At 62.8% G+C, this 16245-nt stretch carries 14 protein-coding genes; 1 reads left to right on the top strand and 13 read right to left on the bottom strand.

Features of this window, described 5'->3' with window-relative positions; translation table 11 throughout:
• Positions 1-47: 47 nt before the first annotated feature.
• The 7 genes from IPI01_08805 to IPI01_08835 all read right to left on the bottom strand — a co-directional run bounded on the left by IPI01_08805 (position 48) and on the right by IPI01_08835 (position 7732).
• Positions 48-2117 carry a DNA internalization-related competence protein ComEC/Rec2 gene (locus IPI01_08805; protein ID MBK7257884.1) on the bottom strand — a complete coding sequence of 690 codons (2070 nt, stop codon included), beginning with the start codon at positions 2115-2117 and terminating at the stop codon, positions 48-50.
• A gap of 257 nt (positions 2118-2374) precedes the next feature.
• A complete protein-coding gene (locus IPI01_08810) occupies positions 2375-3331 on the bottom strand; it encodes an alkaline phosphatase family protein (GenBank protein MBK7257885.1) in 957 nt (318 codons plus the stop codon).
• The gene (locus IPI01_08815; protein ID MBK7257886.1) at positions 3328-3801 is read right to left on the bottom strand and encodes a D-tyrosyl-tRNA(Tyr) deacylase; all 474 of its coding nucleotides are present in this window, start codon (positions 3799-3801) and stop codon (positions 3328-3330) included. Before IPI01_08815 ends, IPI01_08810 begins: the two co-directional genes overlap by 4 nt.
• Positions 3802-3806: 5 nt before the next feature.
• Positions 3807-4202, bottom strand: a complete 396-nt coding sequence (locus IPI01_08820) for a hypothetical protein (protein MBK7257887.1) — start codon at positions 4200-4202, stop codon at positions 3807-3809.
• Positions 4162-4719 carry a peptide chain release factor N(5)-glutamine methyltransferase gene (locus IPI01_08825; GenBank protein ID MBK7257888.1) on the bottom strand — a complete coding sequence of 186 codons (558 nt, stop codon included), beginning with the start codon at positions 4717-4719 and terminating at the stop codon, positions 4162-4164. Before IPI01_08825 ends, IPI01_08820 begins: the two co-directional genes overlap by 41 nt.
• Positions 4716-5957 (bottom strand): MFS transporter, encoded by a 1242-nt coding sequence (locus IPI01_08830; protein MBK7257889.1) that lies wholly within the window; start codon positions 5955-5957, stop codon positions 4716-4718. The genes IPI01_08825 and IPI01_08830 overlap by 4 nt, the downstream gene beginning before the upstream one ends.
• Positions 5958-6037: 80 nt before the next feature.
• Positions 6038-7732 (bottom strand): amidohydrolase, encoded by a 1695-nt coding sequence (locus IPI01_08835; GenBank protein MBK7257890.1) that lies wholly within the window; start codon positions 7730-7732, stop codon positions 6038-6040.
• A gap of 136 nt (positions 7733-7868) precedes the next feature.
• Between IPI01_08835 and mazG the strand changes: the two genes are divergently transcribed.
• Positions 7869-8696 carry a nucleoside triphosphate pyrophosphohydrolase gene (mazG, locus tag IPI01_08840; GenBank protein MBK7257891.1) on the top strand — a complete coding sequence of 276 codons (828 nt, stop codon included), beginning with the start codon at positions 7869-7871 and terminating at the stop codon, positions 8694-8696.
• A gap of 1 nt (position 8697) precedes the next feature.
• Here the strand turns inward: mazG and IPI01_08845 are convergent, their stop codons facing one another.
• From IPI01_08845 to IPI01_08870, 6 genes are all read right to left on the bottom strand, one after another.
• Positions 8698-9684 (bottom strand): PhoH family protein, encoded by a 987-nt coding sequence (locus tag IPI01_08845; protein MBK7257892.1) that lies wholly within the window; start codon positions 9682-9684, stop codon positions 8698-8700.
• An 81-nt stretch (positions 9685-9765) separates the two neighbouring features.
• The gene (locus tag IPI01_08850) at positions 9766-10599 is read right to left on the bottom strand and encodes a hypothetical protein (protein ID MBK7257893.1); all 834 of its coding nucleotides are present in this window, start codon (positions 10597-10599) and stop codon (positions 9766-9768) included.
• 25 nt (positions 10600-10624) lie between these two features.
• A complete protein-coding gene (locus tag IPI01_08855) occupies positions 10625-10894 on the bottom strand; it encodes a hypothetical protein (protein MBK7257894.1) in 270 nt (89 codons plus the stop codon).
• A 125-nt stretch (positions 10895-11019) separates the two neighbouring features.
• The gene (radC, locus tag IPI01_08860) at positions 11020-11715 is read right to left on the bottom strand and encodes a DNA repair protein RadC (protein ID MBK7257895.1); all 696 of its coding nucleotides are present in this window, start codon (positions 11713-11715) and stop codon (positions 11020-11022) included.
• Positions 11696-14554: a penicillin-binding protein activator gene (locus IPI01_08865; protein MBK7257896.1), complete on the bottom strand. Its 2859-nt coding sequence runs from the start codon at positions 14552-14554 to the stop codon at positions 11696-11698. Before IPI01_08865 ends, radC begins: the two co-directional genes overlap by 20 nt.
• 4 nt (positions 14555-14558) lie before the next feature.
• On the bottom strand, positions 14559-16241 hold the full coding sequence (locus IPI01_08870) for a hypothetical protein (GenBank protein ID MBK7257897.1): 1683 nt from the start codon (positions 16239-16241) through the stop codon (positions 14559-14561).
• Positions 16242-16245: the final 4 nt, after the last annotated feature.

The raw sequence follows: 16245 nt of genomic DNA on the forward strand, positions 1-16245 counted from the left end.
CAGAGTGCCCAATGATAACCATCACGTCGGGGAAATGCAAACCGTTCTTAGCGCCATTCAACGATCTGCACGGTATCGCCGTCGCTCACCATCAGCACGGCACCTTCCCTATCGGTCCGCCGGATCTCGATGCCTCGCGATGACAGACGGTGCAGGGTTGACGGTGCCGGATGGCCGAACCTGTTCATCCTGCCGACCGAAATGACCACCACCGGTGGAGCGACTGTCTGGAGCCACGGATCGGAAGTCCCGGCTGCGCTGCCATGATGGCCGACCTTGAGGACGGACGCACGGAGAGCCTCGCCGTATGCTTGCACCATCCTTTCCTCCTCGGCCTGTTCCGCATCCCCGGCGAAGAGGAATGCCGTGCGGCCATACACGATGCGCAGGACGATGGAGTTCCGGTTGGCATTCATCCGCCGGAGCAGTGCCGTGTCGGCGGTGATCTGCCCCGACAAGATCTGCACCCGGCAGTCGGGCTTCCAGCGGATCGTGTCTCCCGGTGTGCAGGCGGTGCCGGCAATGATCCGATGAACGCTGAATGTGGAACAGACCGCCCTGAGGCCGCCGGCGTGATCGTCGTGTCCATGGGTGACGACGACCGCATCGAGTTCACCGATCCCCCGGCGCAACAGGAAGGGGACGACACCACTCCGGACGTCGGGCGGAACCGGGCCGGTATCGATCAGCATCGCACCACCGTCAGGATGCTCAACCAGTGCCGCGTCGCCCTGGCCCACATCGATGAACGAGACCCGTAAGAGTCCGCGCGTCGTATCGGCGTCGGGGAGCCACGCGAGAGCGACAACGGACGCCAGCGTGCCGATCATCCAGCGCCTTCGCTCGTCGGGGTCGCGAAGGTGAAAGACTATCCCGAGCCCGCCCATCAGCGGTACCGCGTAGACCGGCGAGAACCAGTACATGCCGAGCGCCCCCCCGGGCATCGAAGCGCACCAACTCACGAACCGGAGCGTTGCGCGGAGGAACAGGGCATTCACCTCGGCGAGCGACTCCCCCGCCCACGGACTGATGACTCCGGCCCCCGCAGAGCAGAGGCCGAGGACTACAGACCAGCCCGTGACGGGAACCACCGGCACATTGGCGGCAAGGCCGACGACCGAAACCCGTCCGAATTGGACGGCCGTCAACGGCAACGTTCCGATCGCGGAGACGCCCGAGACCGCGGCGAGCCGCAGGGCGTTCTGGATCCCGCGCGCGACCACTCCATGCGCCTTCCATCGCCCGATCAACGCATCCAGCCCCGGATAGAGCAGGAGGATCGACATCACGGCACCGAACGACAGGGAGAAGCCGGCGTCGAACAGCTGGCGCGCATCCATGGCGTACATCGCGAGAGCTGCGAGGCCAACGGCATTGAGTCCGTTGCCCCGCCATCCACGCCATGATGCGGTGAGCAGGATGAGAGCCATGATCGTTGCGCGTACGACCGACGGCTGCGATCCGGAGACGAGCATGTACAGGATGAGTCCGGCCGCGACGGGGATGGGGAACAACGCCCGTGGCACGCGCAGAAGTGAAAGGAGTGCCATGAGCGCAGCCGCAACGACGGCGACGTTCGAACCGGAGACCGCGAGGACATGTGCCACGCCCGCGACCATGAACGCTTCTCTTGTCGCCGGAGACAGCCCGCCCTTGTCCCCTATCATCAACCCCTTCAGGAACTCCCCTGCTTCACCGCCGATCGTGGAGTTGATATGGGAGCGCAGTGCCTCACGGACAGGGATGACAACGCGGCCCGTCCAGCTCCAGGCGGCAGGCCGGCCGAGCATCCTGCACCGGGCGGCCTTCCGCACCACGAGCATCGCCTCCATCCCGTTGGCGTGGTAGTAACCAGCCTCGTCAAACTCGCCGGGGTTCCGTGGACCGCGCGGGATCTGCAACGTGCCGTGGAGCAGAATGCTCTCCCCGAAAGAAGGCACGTGCCCACCTACGGGCGGGTCGTCGACAGCCAGCGACACGCCTACCAGCCATTGCACCCGGAGGGATGCCGAGTCGGCGGCGATCGCCGCGGTGCGCAAGCGGAACCGGATCCTGTTCCCGACACGCACCGGCTGGTCAACCACATCGCCAGCCACCGTCACCGGAGCACCTGTCACGGAAGGCGGAACCGTTCCGGATCCGGGGCTCGATTCCCAACCGAGAAGCACACCGGTTGCGAGCGTTCCGGCGACCATGATCAGGGGAGAGGACGCGCGGTTGCGGCGAACCACGCAGGAGAGTGAAGGCAGGAAGCAGAAGCAGGACGCCGAGGAGGACCAGGGGCGCCGTGCATGTGAGTGCCGGGAGCGCAAGCCAGCGGTACGCCGGAACGATACCGGCGGTCAGGAGGATGGCCGCGTAGAGTGCAGGCCAGCTATGGTGAGTACGGCGCCGCGGGGTCTGCACACATCACCTCCATCAACGCGGGGAGGATATGGGTGAGGTCGGGCGCCGATCCGCCGAAATGTTGGACCCGCTCTGCGACCGCAGCATGGGCCTTTCCGGCAAGGATCAGTGGAACGGGATTCAGCGTATGGGATCGTGTTGACAGCTCTTCCATGTTTCCATGGTCGCTGGTGATGACGAGGAGCGTCGTTGAGAGGTCGAGTGACGCCAGTATCCCGCCGAGAAGTCCATCGATCATCTCGAGGGCGCGCACGGCACCTTCCATGCTCTGTTCATGGCCCTCGTGGTCCGTCTTCCAGTATTCAAAGAGGACAAAATCGTACACCGAGCTGAGCCGGGCGAGACGTCCGCCGGCCTCCGCGGGTGTTATGGGCCGGACGCCGGGATGGCCCAAACCGGGCCACGCGGCCCCGGTGATATCAGCGGAGACGGCCGTCCCCTCCTCCAGATGTTCCACGCGCCTCAGCGGTATCCCGGCTGTCAGGCACGAGTAATTCGTCACCGTCATGCGAGTCCGGCGCCGCTCGATATAGTCGAAGAATTTCTGTGGATAGGCATTCGCGAAGCATGCTGTCCGTCCGGCGTGCACGAGGCGCGTGAAGATACTGTGGGCCTCGATCACGGGCCGGAGCGTGGAATAGGGATACGGCCCGAAGTGCTTCCCGACCAGCCGCGCGGCATTCACGCCCGTGAACAGTGCCGTCTGTCCCGTACCGCTTTGCGGGAGTCCGGCAACGCCAAGCGTCGCGTCCACGGGCAGCACGGTCGCACGCCCGGTGTTCCACGCACGCCGGCCCCGCGCCGGGATCTCTCCACCCAGAAGTTCCCGGAGATGCGGCAGGGTGGCCGCCACCACCGGATTCACGCGGGGATTCTTCCGTCCGATGCCGACCCCGTCCAGGAAGAGCATGAGCACGCGGGTCACGGTTCCGCACGCTCCCCGGGGACAGAGGGGCTCTCCAGTAGTACCGTCACGGGCCCGTCATTTACGATGTGCACTTTCATCATTGCGCCAAAGACCCCGGTGCACACGGTCTGTTCGCCGAGCGCTGCACGCAAACGGGCGACGAACTGCTGGTACAGGGGTTCGGCCACAGGCCCCGGCGCCGCGAGCGAGAATGCCGGCCGGTTCCCCTTCCGTGCATCCGCATAGAGGGTGAACTGGGAGACCACGATCGCTTCCCCTCCGGTGTCCCTGATGCCCAGGTTCATCTTCCCCTGCGCATCTTCGAAGATCCTGAGATTCGCGCACTTGTCAGCGAGATACACCACGTCGTCCGGTGTGTCACCCGTCTTCACTCCCAGCAGGATCACATAGCCGTGCCCGATCCGTGCGACCTCGTTCCCCTCAACGGTCACCGCTCCCTCACTCACCCGTTGCAGCACGACGCGCATGATGATCACCCTTCCATGGCATGTGTGGTTGGGGCGCAGACCATGACACGCGGGACGCCTGCCAGATCGGGGATGATCTCCCGCACCGTGAGTCCGTGGGCATGGGCAAGAGAGGCGACCGCATCGGACTGGCCATGGCCGATCTCACACATCAGCAGACCTCCCTCCCGCAGGATGCGCGGGGCGAGCGCCACGAGTATCCGATAGAATGCAAGGCCGTCCTGTTCGTCGGTGAGTGCTGCGCGCGGCTCATGATCGCGCACTTCCGGTTCCAGTGTTTCGTACTCCGCGGGTGCGATGTACGGAGGGTTCGACAGGACCAGATCGAACGCCCCGGGAGGCCACGCCGCAACGCGGATATCATGACACTCGAAGGTGACTTTGAGCTCCGGGTACCGCATGGTTCTTCCGCGCGATCGCAAGCGCGCCCTCGCTGGCATCGATCCCCAGCACCGTCAATGCGGGGAACTGGTGTGCGAGCCCGATCGCGATGCAACCGGAGCCCGTGCCCACATCGAGCACATGCATCGTCTCCTTCCCCGTGGACGTCACGTGCTTCAGTGCGGTCTCCACGAGCAGTTCCGTCTCGGGACGCGGGATGAGCACGCCCGGGGCAACACCCAGGGTCACACCCATGAAGTCGGTCTCGCCGAGAATGTACTGGAGCGGTTCGTGATCCAACCGGCGCTTGAACAGTGCTTTGAACGCCGCAAGTTCCGCCGGGGTGAGCGGGCGGTCGAATTGCAGGTACAATTGGATGCGTTTGAGCGAAAGCACATGGCCCAGCATGAGTTCGACATGCAACCGGGTCTCATCGAAGGCGCGCGCCGCGAGGTAGGCCGACGCCCATTCGATGAGCGAAAGGACCGTCCAACGGGCCGGAACGGGTGGATCAGGTGCGGCGCGGACTTCCGTCATGCCGCGGCCTTCCGGGGATCCGGGACGTAACGCGCAAGGATGTAGATGCCGATGAGGGATGCCACGATGCCGAAAAGGAAGACGCCTTTGTACCCCACGAGATCGCTGAGGAATCCTCCGGCGAGGCCCGCCAGATAAAATGGTGCGAGGATCGTGTTCATGAGGCCGATGAACATGGAGCGGAGTTGCGGCGGGCAATACTCGATCGCCATATTGAAGCGCACCATCATCTCGGCACCGAGCGTGATTCCGAAGAAGACATAGACCAGTGTGAACCACCCCGGCGACGGGGCCACCATCGCCCAGGAGCTGGCAAGCAACATTGACGCGGAGGTGATCAGCAAGGAGATCTTGTTCCCCCAGCGATCGGTGATGAATCCGATCGCCACGGCGCTCACGACCTGGATAGCCACCATGGCAAGCGTATACTGGCCGACGATCGACTCACCGGCGTGAAAATCGCGCAGGACATAGACCGTGAAGAACCCCGACGGGACCATGGCAATGATGAGGAAAGCGGACGCGATGAGGAACTTCGTGAATTGCTTGTTCTGACGCAGGAGAGCCGGCAGTTCATTCAGATAGGAGGAAAGTTTCCGGACCTCTCCGACGGGGCTCGGGTCCTTTTCGATGAAGCGCGCCTGGATCACGATGGACGCCATCTGCAATACGAAGGCGATGAAGAAGCCGACCGCATAGTTCACGGGAAATGCGAATGTGGCAAGGAGCCACGTCAGCACGAATCCGCCGATGAATGCTCCAAGCCCACCGAGAGAGTTCCTGATGCCGACCAGCCTCCCCCGCTTCTTCGGCGATGTCAGCTTCGCGAACATATCGAACCAGCCGGGCGTGGTAATGCCGGCGATCACCGAGTTCATGAAGAACAGGAACAGGAAGATCGCGAGTATCCAGGGAGAGCCTGAGCCACCGAAGAAGAGCACCAGCAATCCCATCAGCAGCACCACGAACCGCTGGGCGGTGCCGAACGAAATGGACCACGGTTTCTTCCACGGGAGGGCCTCGACGTACCGGGCGGCAAAGAGTTGAGGAATATACAACCCCACATAGGTCAGGACACTGACCATGCCGATCTCGATATTGGTGCCGCCGAGGCGCGCAAGGAGGGCGGGGACAACCGTCTGGGGTGACACGAAGGCGCTGGAGGATATATAGACACCTCCTTCAGCGATATTGTACTTGATATTGTGCTGCTCGATCTTCTGTTCTACAGATGGCATGGATGCTGCCTGTACCCTTTCGGATTGTCGCACCCAATGTAAGGAATTTCCCGATGAAAGGAGAAACGAACGTCAACGGTTCATCGGGCGCCGATGGAGACGCCGGGTACCGGCGATACGATCGTCCCACCAACCACGGTCATACTGACCGGAACCGAACGGATCGAATCCACGGGCATTGTCATGATGTCCCTGCCCAACACGGTGAGGTCGGCGATCTTCCCTGCCTCGATGCTTCCGTAGGCATCCTCCCGGAATGCAGCGTATGCGGCCCACCGCGTGAACGCTTTCAGCGCCTCGGGGCGGGACATGCATTGCCCCGGATTCCACCCACCGGCGGGAACCCCTCCGGCATCCTGGCGGCTCACGGCGGAGGCGAACCCGAGCAACGGTGAAGGCCGTTCCACAGGGAAATCCGATCCGGCCGGGATAATGCTGCCTGCATCACGCAGCGCACGCCAGGCGTAGGCAAGCTGCGCGCGCACCGGGCCGAGCCGTTCGCCCGCCCATGGCATATCGGAGGTGCAATGGGTCGGCTGCATGGAGGGGATCACACCGAGGCGCGCAAAGCGCGGAATGTCAACGGGTGCCAGCACCTGCGCATGTTCAATGCGGAGACGAAGGTCCTTTCCCGGCCCGGCATCGTTGATCGCGCGTTCATAGGCATCGAGGACCTGTGCATTGGCCCTGTCGCCGATCGCGTGCGTACATACCTGGAACCCTGCTTTCACGGCCGACTGCACCAATGCTTCCAGCACGGACGAGGATTGCATGGTGATGCCGCGGTTGCCGGGATCATCGGTATACGGTTCGATCAGAGCGGCCCCGCGGGAGCCGAGGGCACCGTCGGCGTAGAGCTTCACCGCCCGCACGGTAAGTCGCGCACTCGCATCGCCGATGATCGGCCCCCGCACAAGCATGCTGTCCATGAACGCACCGGGGCCATCCACGGCGGCGTAGATCCTGAACGGCAGTCTCCCTTCGCGTTCGAGTTCCTGATAAATGCCGATCAGTTCTGCATCGACGCCCATATCATGCACGCCGGTGAGTCCAACGCGGGCGCACTCGTCAACGGCGAGGCGCACCGCATGCATCCGCTCCTCACGGGTTGGCGGGGGGATGATGCGACGGACGAGGTCGATCGCATTATCCAGCAGCACGCCCGTCGGTGTGCCATCGCGGTTGCGGAGGATCTTCCCTCCGGGGGGATCGGGCGTGGCCGCGGTGATGCCGGCCAGATCGAGCACGCGTGCATTCACCCAGGCAGCGTGGCCATCGATGCGGACCAGAAAGACCGGCGCGGTCAGTTCGCCGGCGCCCAGGTCGCTGCTGGTCGGGAACTGCTTCCCTGCCCAGCGGTTCTGGTCCCACCCACGCCCGCGGACCCACCCCTTGCCGCCGGTGCGCCGGGCCTCGGCCAGCACTCTTTCGCGGATGTCGGCGATGGCAGTATCGGTGCTCACGTCGAGTGTCATCATGGCGATACCCAGGCCTTCCAGATGGGCATGCGCATCGGTAAAGCCCGGATAGACCGCTTTGCCCCCGAGGTCGATCACCTCGTCGGCAGTGAATCCGTTCATGATCTCCTTCGTTGTCCCGAGTCCGACGATGCGGTCCCCTTCGATCGCGATCGCTTCGACCGTATGCATGCTGTCATCGACGGTGTGGACCACGCCGTTGGTCAGGACGAGGGTCGCGTGCTGTGGATGCAGAAAGTACCACAGTGCGAGGACGATGGCGACCGCGGCCAGGAATCCGATGATGATCGTGCGCATGACGGACGTTCCGGAACGGAATGGAAGAATGTGTCAGAAGGATAGCAAGAAGCCGGAACGTTTGCAAGTCAGAGTCGTTTTGGCTAGGTTGGAACATTCCTATCGCTCCTCCATCCACCAACGCACCGGCCCACTCATGGCACGCTCCTATCCCCCGATCCCGCACAAGGACATTGAAGCATTCATCCGCGTCATCCGCCGGCTGCGTCGCGACTGTCCCTGGGACCGCAAGCAGACGCACCGGTCGCTCCGGCACAGCCTTATTGAAGAGACGTACGAAGTGGTAGAGGCGTTGGACAGGAGCGACATGACCGAACTCAGCAAGGAGTTGGGCGATGTGTTGCTGCATGTGGTCCTGCAGGCGACGATCGCCGAGCAGGCCGGGGAATTCACGTTCCGGGATGTGCTCAGGCAGGAAACGGAGAAGCTCATCCGCCGGCATCCGCATGTCTTCGGGACAGTGAAGGCGGGAACTGCCGATCAGGTGAAGCAGAACTGGGAGCGGATCAAGATGAAGGAGGGGCGCACCTCGGTGCTTGAGGGCGTCCCCCCGTCCATGCCCGCCCTGCTCCGGGCACTCCGGGTACAGCAGCGTGCCGCGAAGGTCGGCTTCGACTGGGAAAATGAGGATCAGGTCTGGAAGAAGGTCAGGGAAGAGCTGGAGGAAGTGCGCGAGGCGCTCCGTGGCGGCCGGCATCCGGAAAAGGAAGAGGAGTTCGGTGACCTGCTCTTTGCGCTCGTGAACTACGCACGGTTCCTGAAGATCAACCCCGAACACGCCCTCCGTGGGACCATCGGGAAGTTCACGAAGCGGTTCCACTACATCGAGGCGCAGCTCGCCAAACGCGGCAAGACGGCGCACGACAGCACGCTCAAGGAAATGGATGCGCTGTGGGAAGAGGCGAAGGCGAAGAGCAGACGGAAGACCACGAAGGGGAAGTCCGGGAAGAAGTCACCGAAGTGACTTATTTCCCTTCCCCTCCATTCTGGAACTTCTCATACGCATCGATGATATCCTTCACCAGCCGGTGGCGGACGACATCGTTGCGGTCGAAGTAGACGAACGAGATCCCCTCCACCCCCCGCAACACCTCCTGGATCTGGACCAGGCCGGAGCTCTGCTTCGTCGGCAGGTCGATCTGGGTCACGTCGCCCGTCACGATGGCACGCGAATTCGGCCCGAGGCGCGTGAGAAACATCTTCATCTGCATCGCGGATGCATTCTGCGCTTCATCGAGGATCACGAATGCATTGTTCAGTGTCCGACCACGCATATACGCCAGCGGTGCGATCTCGATGACGTGCTTCTCGAGATAGGCCCGGAGTTTCTCGGCGGGAATCATATCGTCGAGCGCATCGTAGAGCGGACGGAGGTACGGATCGATCTTCTCTTTCAGGTCGCCGGGCAGGAACCCGAGGCTCTCGCCTGCTTCCACGGCGGGGCGTGTGAGGACGATCTTCGTGATCTCGTTGTTCTTCAGGCTGGCGACGGCAAAAGCCACCGCGAGGTAGGTCTTACCGGTGCCGGCGGGGCCGACGGCAAAGACGATGTCGTTGGTGCGGATCTGGCGCAGATAGTCGCGTTGCCCTTGCGTCTTGGCGCGGATGATATGGTTCCGCGCGAAGAGGATCACGCTGTCCATATCGTCACCGGAAAGCGTTGAGGCCACTGTCCCGGGCACGGCGGGTTCGCCGTTGGCGACCACCAGATCGAGGACGGTCTCGACGTCGTTCAATGACAGCGTGCCGTTCTTGCGGAGGAGGAAGAGGAGTTCTTTGAAGATACGCTCGAGCTGGTCCACTTCCTCCTGGGACCCTTTGAGCGTGATCAGATCGCCGCGGACCACGACGGTCGCATCGAACCTCCGTTCGATGAGTTCGAGGTTTGCGTCCTGGAGGCCGAGGAGGCTCAGTGCATCGGTCCCCTCGATCCGTATCTTCTTTTCAGTCATGCCGCGCATCAGCCCTCTCTGAACAGAGGAACCCCCTCCCCTGTGCGTGCACAGGAAAGGGGGTTCGTGACAACGTCAACGTCATTGATTCTTACTTGGCCGGAGCCGGGGGAGGCGTCTGGGCCGGTGTGCTGCCGGGGCCGGCGTTGCTGCCGGAGCCATCGCTGCTGCTGCGGCGGCGGCTGCGGCTGCCTTGCGCGAATAGTACTTGCGCGCCGCGGTCTTCTCTTCGGCGGACATTTCCGTGCCCTTCGGGATGGTCAGCTTCATACCCTGCTTGATCACGTCCGGATCCTTGATCTGGTCGCGATTGCCCTGCCAGATGCGCGGCCACATCCATGCGTTGTCGTAGATGTCCGCCTTCTTGGAGATGTTCCAGAGGCAGTCACGATCCTTCGACCACGTACCGACCGTGTAGACCTTCACCTGCTTGGCAAGCGTGTCCTGGAGGCTCTTCACCTTGGTGTCGATCGCCGTCAGGCGGTCCCAGAACTCGGGGATGAGCGACAGCTTGTTGCCCCACAGTTCCTTCACCTTGGTTTCAAGTTCAGCAACCTCACCGCTGCGGGCGAACAGATCCGCATCGGACAGGCGCATGAGTTCGTTCGCCTTTGCTTCCGCTGCATCGACCTCAGCACGGTAGGCGGCGGCCTTCTCGGCATCCGACCCGACCAGCGCATACAGTTCGTTCATGCAGGTTTCGCAGTCCTTGTCCAATTTCGTGGAAAGGGCCGAGCCTTCGGTGATCTGGGTACCCAGCGTCTTCAGCTGTCCCTGCAGATCATCGCGGGTCTTGGTGTACTTGGTGATTTCCTGCTGCCACTGCTCTTTCGTCATTTCCTGTGCGGTCGCGAGACCGACAGAGAACACGAGCAAAGCGGCGAGCATAAAGAAGAGAACACTGTGCAATTTCATTGGTTAATGCTCCTCGATATGTGTGTCACTTTGCGAGCCGCTGCTTCACGATCGCCTGATCGTCGTTGCATTTCTTGAGTTTTGCGTTCTTTTCAGCAATGACCCGGTCAAGGTCTGCCTTTTCGGCTTGCTTGGCTTTCACTTCTTTTTCCAACTGGGCCACTTCGTCCTTCAGCGACTGGAGCTGCTTCAGCTGGGCCTCGTCGGGACCAGAGGAGCAACCGGCCAGAAGCATCGACCCGGCGAAAAGAAGCGTCACCCCAATGGTCGTGACCTTCTTGTTGAGTCTGTACATGAGAACCCTCCTGAGAGTTTGAACTAAGAGATGAGATACTTTCGTAGCCACGCAGGTTATGAGAACATACCAAAAAAATTGATGGTTTGTCAAATGATTATTTGTGGGCATGTTCGGGGAGACCATTAAAGCAAACCCCGCTCCGCGTGGCTTGTATAGAACTCCCCCGCCACGATGACATGGTCGTGCAGGGGGATACCTACGATCCGGCCGGCCTCGGCGAGCTGCCGCGTGATCTCGATGTCTTCCGTGCTCGGTTCCGGATTCCCGCTCGGGTGGTTATGGACCACGATAATGGACGCCGCCCCGTTGTCGATGGCGGCTTTGTACACCTCCCGGGGGTGGACCAGACTGGCGTTCAGGGTGCCGACCGACAGCTCGATATCGATGGAAAGCGCGTTCTTTGCATCCAGGATCAGGACGTAGAATACCTCGTTTTTCCGATCCCGGAGCAGCGGGATCATGCGCTTTGCGACGTCGGCGGGTGAGCGGAGAATGGGGCGGGGTTCATCCTGCTCCGCCTGCGCCCTCCGGCCCAACTCAAAGGCGGCAAGGATCTCCACGGCCTTGGCCGGACCGATCCCCTGCAAGCGCATGAGCTCCCCCGGGGTCCGTGTGCCGATGCGCCGGAGCGACCGCTCCCGCGCATACAGCTCGCGGGCGAGGTCGAGGGCACTGCGGTCCCCGTTCCCGGTCCGGAGAATGAGCGCCATCAGCTCGACATCCGAGAGGGTATGCACTCCACCCCGGATGAGCTTCTCCCGCGGACGGTCGTCGCGCGGCCAGAGCGGGATCGGGGCGCTACTCCGTCTTGATCTCATCCACGCGGAGCACGTTCCGTCCATCGAATTGCAGGATCGGCAGCCAGGTATTCACCCGTCCGGCGGAGAACCCGATGCGCGCATGCAACCCCTGATATTCGCTCACCTCCCCCAGCGATCGCCGGAGGGCGGCACGGGTGGTCGATCCCGAACGGAACAACGACAGCAACAGTCCCGCAGCATCGTAGCCATAGAGCGTGTGCTTCGTGGGTGGCCGTTTCATGGCCGCCATGTAGCCAGCAGCCCATTCACCGCGCCCGGCAAGGATGCTGTCCGCATAGGAATCCGACTCGAACACGATGCCGCTGCAATACCGCCGGTTCGCATCCAGTTCTTCGAGGGCGTTCCATTCACCGCTACCGAGGAGCTGCGCATGGAGATTGAAATAGACGATCTGCGAGGTGACGACGCCGATCTCTTCCGGCGTCCCGATCGGCAGATACAGGCCGTCGATCGTCGTCACGGGTATGTCCAGACTGTCCAGATACACATCATTGTAGACGACATTGATCCCGAGCGAATCGAGCTTCGGCACGGCATCGGGCCCCACAAGCGAAGAGACACTCACGGTCGCACCTTTCGCCATGAGGGAGTCCAGCTTCTTGACCGGAACACCGAGGCCCGCGAGCTTCATCAGCTCCCCAAGGCGTTTCTTTCCGCCGAAGGAGATGAGCGGATCGGACCCCGCATGGAGCCCGGCGCGCCGGATGGCACGGAGCTGTTTCGTGAGGTCGGACGCCTTGCGCTCGTACCACTCCGTCGCAAGGACCTGTCCGCCCTGCTTCTTGACCTCATCGGCAAAGGCCTGGGCCAGGAACCGGCCATACGAATCGGATGGTGCAAGGACTGCGACCCGTTTGAAGCCGAGTGTCCGGATGGCATACTGCGCCATCGCCTTCCCGCGCATCTCATAATCAGGATTCGCCTGAAAGACATTCGGCCCCGTCCCTGCGATGCCATTCGCATTGGCGGTCGGCGTGATCAACGGCACACCGGCCTCTTCCGCCGCGCGCGCAGCACCCACGGCAGAACTCGAGAACACCGGGCCGATGATCCCGACGACCTTTTCGTCCGCGGCGAGCGATCTGACCCCGCGGGCGGCGATGACCGGATCCCGCTCCGTATCGAACGGCACGATGGTGACATTGACCCTCCGGTCCGGATCCGCGGTGAAGCGGTCCACGGCGAACCGGATGCCGTCATAGACATCCTGCGCGATCTCCTTCGCGGCGGTCGGGTCGCCATTGCGCATCAGCGGAAGGAGAACGCCGAGATGGACATCGCTGCGTTCAGCCAGCCGGTTCCGCAGGGCGCGGACGCGCGGGCGCGATGCCTCAAGGGGGAACTCAGCGAGGAGCGAGTCGAGTGCCAACCGTGCAGCCAGAGTATTCTCTGCCGCCGCTTCGTTCTCGGCGATCTTCAAACGAAGGAACGCACGGCGCTCGCGGTTCGTGGTCCCCGCCAGGAAGCGTTGAAGCGCAGCACGGGAGAGGGAGGACGAGGCGATGGTATCGGCGATCGTGATGATATCCTCGGCAAGGCGCGGCGGTTCGGGCTGCGGCATCATCTCCCATGCCCGCAGCACCTCACCCATCGCATCCTCAGAACGGCCGATGCGGCGGTAGATCCCGCCCAGCAGGTAGTGTGCATCGGCGGCATATCGGCTCTCCGGATGGTCCGCAAGCAGGGTGCGGATCACCCGTGCACTCTCAAGGTTCTCGTCGATCCAGTACAGCGCCTTCCCCCACATGATGAGCGCGGCGGTGACACGTTCACCGGAAGGGTGTGCCCGGACGGCGCCGTCAAATGCCGCGGCAGCCTGGGGGAACCGGCCACTCTCATACTCGCGCAGCCCGCGATCGAAGAGCAACGCCGCCTGGTGTGGATCGCCGGGCTGGGCCGCGGCCATGCACGTCATCATGACCATGCTCACGACGAAGATCGCGAGCCGGTCCATCAGTCGGACCGAGCGCATCCTGGCGTGCAAGCGGCCATCGAGGGCCCGCTGATGCCCCGGGACGCGGCGCAACGCCGCGGCGAAAGCTGAAAGCGCGTTTTCCATATCTCCCTTTTGCATGAAAAGTTCACCGAGCGCGGTGTGTGCATCCGCCGATCCGGGATCGAGTTCGACCGCGTGCCGCAGGGCAAGTTCGGCCTCTGCCGGATGCCGCAACCGCAGATGTGCCTCCCCGCATCCCAGCCACGCCTGAGCATCCTCCGGATCCAGCTCGGCCGCCATCACGAATGCATCGAGCGCTTCCGATACGTTCCGTCCCCGCAGCAACGCCTGTCCGAGCAGGCGGTGCCTCCGTGCGCTCCATGGATCGATCCTGACCGCCCGCCGGAGTACGACGGTCGCTTCACCGGGACGCTGCGTGGCGAGCAGGACCTCGCCCAGGATCTCCTGTGCGTCGGCAAGCCGCCCGTCCAGCACCACCGCCCGCCGCGCCGCCAATTCCGCATCCGTCATGCGCCCGAGCCGGAGAAACGCGATCGCAAGACGATAATGAACCTGTGGATCCTTCCCGGCGATGAGCGGTGCGAGACTCTCCACCGCTGCACTGCATTCCCCGCGCTGGAGGGTCAGGTCCGCCAGCATCATGCGGCATCGTGTGGGATCGCCGCAGCGTGTGGATCCCTCACGCAGCAGGCGCATCGCCTCCCCACCATTCTTCCCGGCGAGTGCGAGTCCTGCCAGCTGGAGGTAGGGCTCATCGTACTCGGGGAGCGCCCGCATCACGCGGCGGTAGATCTGTCCGGCATGGAGGGGTTTCCCCTCTTCACCATATCTCTTCGCCGTATCGAGCAATGCCTTGCATTCCGCGGTGTTCACGATCACCCCGTCAGAAGTCCTTGCGTAGTGCGTTCAGGCCCAGCCTGTGGGACAGCACCGTGATCAGCAGTGCGACGACCGACAGGGTGAACACGGCCCATGTCATGGCCTGTGTCCGTGAATGGGGATTCAGCACACCTGTCACCGCCGACGCAGGGACTGCGAGGATCACCGTGGCGATCACCAGGACAACGATGCTCCCGAGGAAGGTGATCGACGCACCCTGCGACGATGCAACTTTGATCGGATTGTCTTCCCGGAGCGTTGCGAAATACGCGCCCGCCCCCAGATTGAGGCTCACGATCGCCACCACCACCCCCGCCATGCCGGCGGCACCGAGCACGGACAACGCCGCGGATCGGAGCACCGCGGGGAACACGGCGAGGACGAGCAGCTCCGCGGGGATGAGGGTGAGAACGAACGCGATGATGAACTTGAGCCAATACAGGCGCGACAGGGCAATGGGTGCCGTTCGCACCGCCCAGAATGACGTGCCTTCCAGACTGACGGACGGGAAGACGAACCGGAGCGTCAGCGACGAGACGATCAGTCCGATGAACAGGAAGACGGTAAGGAACGAGAGCACCTGCGACGACGGCCGGTAGACCATCACCTCCAGGGAGCGCAGAGAGAATGCGGACCCCACCGCAAGCGCGAGGATCACCAGGAGATGGATGCGCTGCACCGGATCCCTGAAGAACACCCAGAAGTCGCGCTTGATGACAGCCTCCAGGTGAGGACGGAAGCCCCAGAAACGTCCGAACTCCATCGGCGGGAACGGGAACCACCCTGTGGAGGGGAGGCGTTTGCCGCGCATCTCCACCACGATGAGCCACGAACGATAGTACCATTGCCGGCCGACCGTATCCGTACAGACCGCGACGCAGGCAAGGAGCCCGAGGATCAACCCCGGATAGGCCAGCACTTCCACGACGCGCTGATGCACCATCGCCTGGATGAACCAGGCGACCCAGTTGCTTGGCAGCCAGCCGAGCGTCGTGATCCCTTCCTGCTCGTTGATCGTCACGCGCGAGGCAGGGAGTGTCGCGTCACGGACGGCGGCCAGCGGGTCGACGGCATCCGCGAACAGAACCGTCACCGCAGCAAGCAGAAGCACACCGCACAACAGCATCCAGCGTACGCCGATCCGGTGCGCAAGGAGGATGAGCGGGGGCATGGTCATCACCGCGAGGAATCCGGCGATCGCCACACCCGGCAGGAACGCAGCGAACAGAATGGCCAGACTCTTCCAGGTGTCGATCTGGAACACCGAGCAGTATGCCAGGACCGCCGCCGCCCCGAGCAGGGTCATCGTGGTCGCGCTCGACACGACATTCTCGATGGCGCGCTCCATGAAGAGAACCCCGTGGGACACAGGCATGCTCATCAGAACGCTTACTTCTCGGGAAGCATACAGCGACGCATAACTGACCAGCAGACCGATGGTATAGATGGAAAGAAAGAAGGTGAACAGCCCGATGGCCAGAAGCCGGTGCAAGGCGAAGGGATCCACGCCGACCTGGTTCACCATGTATCCCGTGAGCATCCGCACCATCAGAAACGTCCCGATCGCCACTCCGCCGAAGATGATGCCCGTCGCGAGGTTCTTGCTGACCCCATGCCACCGCCGGTCCATGATCCCTTTCAGGAACATGGTCGCACGTGCATTCAGGATCGTGAGCAGTGTGTTCATCGGC

It is taken from the genome of Ignavibacteriota bacterium (assembly GCA_016707525.1).
GTDB lineage: Bacteria > Bacteroidota > Ignavibacteria > UBA10030 > UBA6906 > JAGDMK01.